The organism is Chamaesiphon sp. VAR_48_metabat_403, from assembly GCF_031422475.1.
Lineage (GTDB): Bacteria > Cyanobacteriota > Cyanobacteriia > Cyanobacteriales > Chamaesiphonaceae > Chamaesiphon.
The window spans coordinates 1-4,223 of sequence record NZ_JANPLS010000358.1; the positions used below are offsets into that span (position 1 = coordinate 1).

The 4,223-nt window shown below is 41.4% G+C and carries 7 protein-coding genes; all 7 read right to left on the minus strand.

The genetic code is table 11. The annotated features are described in order from the left end of the window. Nucleotides 1-155 precede the first annotated feature (155 nt). The 7 genes from RMO79_RS17435 to RMO79_RS17465 all read right to left on the minus strand — a co-directional run bounded on the left by RMO79_RS17435 (nt 156) and on the right by RMO79_RS17465 (nt 4,007). Complete coding sequence (locus RMO79_RS17435) at nt 156-956, minus strand: hypothetical protein (protein ID WP_310484502.1); 801 nt, start codon at nt 954-956, stop codon at nt 156-158. Nucleotides 957-1,115: 159 nt separating this feature from the next. Beyond that, nucleotides 1,116-1,523 carry an IS200/IS605 family transposase gene (tnpA, locus tag RMO79_RS17440; protein WP_310484503.1) on the minus strand — a complete coding sequence of 136 codons (408 nt, stop codon included), beginning with the start codon at nt 1,521-1,523 and terminating at the stop codon, nt 1,116-1,118. 386 nt (nt 1,524-1,909) lie between these two features. Further along, on the minus strand, nt 1,910-2,179 hold the full coding sequence (locus RMO79_RS17445) for a hypothetical protein (RefSeq protein ID WP_310484505.1): 270 nt from the start codon (nt 2,177-2,179) through the stop codon (nt 1,910-1,912). Then, entirely contained in the window at nt 2,176-2,394 is a 219-nt protein-coding gene (locus tag RMO79_RS17450) for a hypothetical protein (RefSeq protein WP_310484506.1), read from the minus strand. Before RMO79_RS17450 ends, RMO79_RS17445 begins: the two co-directional genes overlap by 4 nt. 93 nt (nt 2,395-2,487) lie before the next feature. Next, complete coding sequence (locus tag RMO79_RS17455; RefSeq protein ID WP_310484507.1) at nt 2,488-2,748, minus strand: type II toxin-antitoxin system RelE/ParE family toxin; 261 nt, start codon at nt 2,746-2,748, stop codon at nt 2,488-2,490. After that, complete coding sequence (locus RMO79_RS17460; protein ID WP_310484509.1) at nt 2,748-2,963, minus strand: hypothetical protein; 216 nt, start codon at nt 2,961-2,963, stop codon at nt 2,748-2,750. Before RMO79_RS17460 ends, RMO79_RS17455 begins: the two co-directional genes overlap by 1 nt. Before the next feature lie 267 nt (nt 2,964-3,230). Continuing rightward, entirely contained in the window at nt 3,231-4,007 is a 777-nt protein-coding gene (locus tag RMO79_RS17465; protein ID WP_310484511.1) for a hypothetical protein, read from the minus strand. Nucleotides 4,008-4,223: the final 216 nt, after the last annotated feature.

Here is a 4,223-nt window from a genome sequence, read left to right on the forward strand (position 1 = left end):
TTGATGGTGGGATGGCGGGGACGGCGTGCGGTTGAAACCGCCGTTTGTGATGCAAAACCCGCCTTCGCGGGTTGGGGATATTAGTCCGCGTAGGCGGACTTTGCAACATGAGCGACGATTTCAATCGTGCGGCAATCGATCGTACTATAAATTTGTTACGAATTATCGACATAAGCTTCAAAATCGGCAACAGTATATTGACGCAAGCCATTATTAGCTAAATGGTTGCTAAATTTCAAACATGTTCCGAAAAATGAAATTTTTGGCTCAATCTTTTTAATTGCCTTGGCTAGTTGTCGCTGCTCAATTTTTGATAAAATCGGTGTCTGGAATCTTTTGAGAATACGCTGACATTCATATTCTGCCTCTACACGGATGAGTTCATATTCATCTCGACGTAATTCTTCTGCCCAATTAGGTAGTTTATCATCATCGTTTAGTTGAATTAGTTGGACGGCAGCCCATCGAGTCAAATAACTAGAACTATTTGCCATCTGTTCGATATAATGTTCTAAATTCTCTACCCCCAACCATCCCATCTCGGCAAGAAGTCTAGTTAATAAAAGTGGATGGGTGTCTCGAAACCGATCGAATGCTTGGCTCAAGACTGTTTTGCTACTATAGCTACAAGTTTTACCCAATGTATAAATCGTCTCACTCTGAATAACATAGTTATCAGAGAAGACTAATTCTTCTAATGCTTTAACGATCACGGATTCTGGATAAGCTGCAATAAATTGATGGCAAGCTTCATTACGATTTCCATACAAAATTGCATCACGCAAGAATAAACCCGTCATACTGAATGTATCTTCATTGCTAGATTTCAGTAATTTACAAATTGATTCTGCAAGATTAGAGAATGGTTGAGAGTTGACGCTCTCTGCAATATAATCAGTATCTTCAAATCCATCATCTAAATATCGTAATATCCGTTGCTCGATATCTTCACTCATAATTAAATGTAGAAAGTTAGTCAGCGGTTGAAACCGCCGCACACGCAAGCAAAACCCACCTTCGTGGGTTAAGAAATCCTAGTCCGCGTAGGCGGACTACGCAACACCAGCGACGATTTCAATCGTGCGGCATCCAATCGTGCCCCATCATCGTGCGATCTAAATCGGCTCCCAATCGGGAATCAAAGACTTCCGCCGATGATGTTCTTCCTGTCCGTCGATATACTCACACAAATCATCCACCCCACTCTTACTCACCGTCAAAGCACCATAACTACCCTGCCATTTGAACAAGAAATCTGGCTGAATCTCCTGATTGATAAAATGTGAAGAACTCCCCTTCACCTGTTTGACAAAATCCGCAAGTGAAATAGTGGGATTCAGAGTTGCCAGCAAATGAATGTGGTCGCTAATCCCGCCAATTCTAATTACTTCGCATTTCAAAGATTTACATTCTTCTCGAATTACCTTGTACACGGCATCTCGAACTTCTGGAATTAACATCGGTTGTCGATCCCAAGTTGACCAGATATGGTGAATATAGATGCGGGTAAAGTTTGAGGGCATTTTGACGATCGAGAATCACTCTAAAATTGACAATCTTAATATGCCCAAATTGAGTGGGGATCGATCGTTCTGGATGAGTCAGCGGTTGAAACCGCCGCTTGTGATGCAAAACCCGCCTTCGCGGGTTAAGAGATCTCAGTCCGCGTAGGCGGACTTTGCAACATGAGCGACGATTTCAATCGTGCGGTATTCGATCGTGCTATCAACTTCGATCGATCCATTGCTTCAAGTTATTGGATAGGATCGAGAGATACTTTCAATTCTTCCCAAGTTTCGGTCTGTTCTCCTTTATTGCCCGTTTTTCGCCACTCGGCTAAAACTTTCCTCATTTCTGCGTTACATCTGGCTATTTCTACTTCTGATAAGTCCCATCATCGGGACTAGTTCTAAAAGTTATCGAGTAACAGATCGTATTTCGCATGAGAACCAACCCAGAACCAAACGATCGAGTCTTCATCTAATTGACCGACTGCTCGATAATCTTTGTTTATGCGGACAGAATAAATCGGTAATTTGGGATGAACTTTCTTAAACCGCAAGCTGGGATAACTGGGATCTTGCTGGAATTGGCGATATGCTCTGCGGGTCCGATCCTGAATTTGCTTTGGCAAATCGGCAAACATTTGACGGAACTTAGGAGTGGTAATAGATTTCACAGTGTTTCTGGATCTAACTCCTGTGTTTTGCCCGCGCGATGTTCTGCCATTGCTTCAGCAGCAAGTTTAGCCAACAGATCGGGAGAACGGGAAAATGATTCGTCCCATCGATTGTCATCTTCGAGTTCTTCCAAAATCAGGGCTGCGATCGAATCTTGCTCGCTAATCGATCGAGTCTTCAGTTTGGCAATAGCTTGTTCCAGCAACTCAGTCATACAAATCAGTCTAGGTATAGTTAATCTGGTCTAGTTTTATTTTAATCGATCGCTAGTACACCAGAACGAGAGTCAATCTATATCTATCGAGTGCTAATTATAAACATCTCGACGATGCCCAATTTTGTGAATTGCGATAACTTGAAGTTCGATGTTAAAAGAATAGATAACGCGATAATCGCCAACTCTCAATTTAAAAAGGCCACTTAGATCGGCAGTTAAAGACTGAGGATTTACATCGTTGAAGTTTTCAGATAGCCAACGGATTTTACGTACGACTCGCTGTTGAATGCTTTGATTGAGATCTTCCAAGCTAGCTATACCTAATGAAGTGAATTCAACACTGTAGCTCATTACCAATTTAGCCCTAGTCTGTTTGCTACTTCCTCAGCAGCTATTCCCCGCTCTCCTGATTGAGTTCGCGCTAGAGAACTAATTAATTCTTGCTTGAGCGCGGGTTTTACTTGTTTCCCTTCATCGATATCTGTTAGGAGATCTTGGAGCGTATCGGCAACAGTTTCTTGGATGAGTAGTGTCAGCTCTTCAACGGTTAAATCTTTGACTTGCATATATTGATCGAGTCCTCAGTTCTAAATGGATGACTATAGATAATTATAATCTATCGATCGAGTCGGCTTGGTTGAGGATGTAGCGACTAGCGATCGATCCTAGAGTTCAGTTCGATCGAGGGTGGATTCGATCGCCAGCACGCCAGAATTCGTTGGCGGAGCCTATCCAAAAGAGAATCGAGTGTATTCACTTGTAAAGTTGCGGCGATATATTTTTACTCTTCTGGATAACACTCACTTTTAGTCAAGGCTGAACCGAACGGATCGTTACTCAAGTTCAAACCAAGCAATCACACTTTGACCGATATCGTATTTTCTGAGAATATCGCTCTTTTTGTACTTATTCCAGTCAAATTGTGTACTTGTTTCCATAAATTCTGCTTCAGCTATCATTAAGCTTGATAAGCTTGGAGCAATAAAAGATATTACTAAATACTCAGCATCTAAAAAGACAATCGTTGATGCGTCTTGCTGTATCTTATTACATATCGCTGCGTATATCCCATTCTCTGTGCTTATTAGAGGGAATAGATTAAGTGGAAAATCATTATTTTCTATTGCGGATTTTAGTAAGCCATTGTGGATCTGATTGTTTTTTGAATCTCTACATACTTTGATGCGTTCTTTCCGATCTCTGATTTGACTTAATGAGTCAAATATATCCTCATACAATTTTAGACATCCCTCCAGAGACATCCACTCTTCATCAGTATTTAATACAATAGATCTGTAGATAAAATAATTATCGAGCGAACTCCAATCTAGATCGTCATTCATGCTAATTGGTAAGTATCCATTGCCTTTAGAGTATAAATCGTAAAACTCTACAGGCAATTCAAAGGGAAGATCTTTAGAGATATTTTTAGTCTCTTCCACACTTAGTCTAGGAAGATAAGTTGGTGGTTGCCATTTATTGCCATACTTCGATGCTTCCTTTTCTATCGCAGCAAACTCTTCAGCCGCCGTCGTGACTTTTCGTTTCGCAGCACATAGTGCAATTTTCTCTATAGCATCTAGGATCGAGGAGTGTTTTTTATCTTTCATGACCTACTATTCGTCCACATCTTAAAAAGAGACTCCATAAAATGGAGTCTCTTGTATTGTAATTTCTACCTGCTTGAAAATAAGTAGGTCAAACTACGCACTCACAGCCTGCTTCGCACTAGCCTCTGGTGTTTCCGCCTCCGAAGGTGGTACCAACTGCCAGAACTTAGGCAGATACTCCGCCCACCGACTCAAGATTTCCTGCGCCTTCTGACT

Bases quoted from the DNA above. Each gene is read 5' to 3' on its own strand.
- RMO79_RS17435 (WP_310484502.1), bottom strand. From the start codon at position 956: ATGAGTGAAGATATCGAGCAACGGATATTACGATATTTAGATGATGGA.
- tnpA (WP_310484503.1), bottom strand. From the start codon at position 1,523: ATGCCCTCAAACTTTACCCGCATCTATATTCACCATATCTGGTCAACT.
- RMO79_RS17450 (WP_310484506.1), bottom strand. From the start codon at position 2,394: ATGACTGAGTTGCTGGAACAAGCTATTGCCAAACTGAAGACTCGATCG.
- RMO79_RS17455 (WP_310484507.1), bottom strand. From the start codon at position 2,748: ATGAGCTACAGTGTTGAATTCACTTCATTAGGTATAGCTAGCTTGGAA.
- RMO79_RS17460 (WP_310484509.1), bottom strand. From the start codon at position 2,963: ATGCAAGTCAAAGATTTAACCGTTGAAGAGCTGACACTACTCATCCAA.
- RMO79_RS17465 (WP_310484511.1), bottom strand. From the start codon at position 4,007: ATGAAAGATAAAAAACACTCCTCGATCCTAGATGCTATAGAGAAAATT.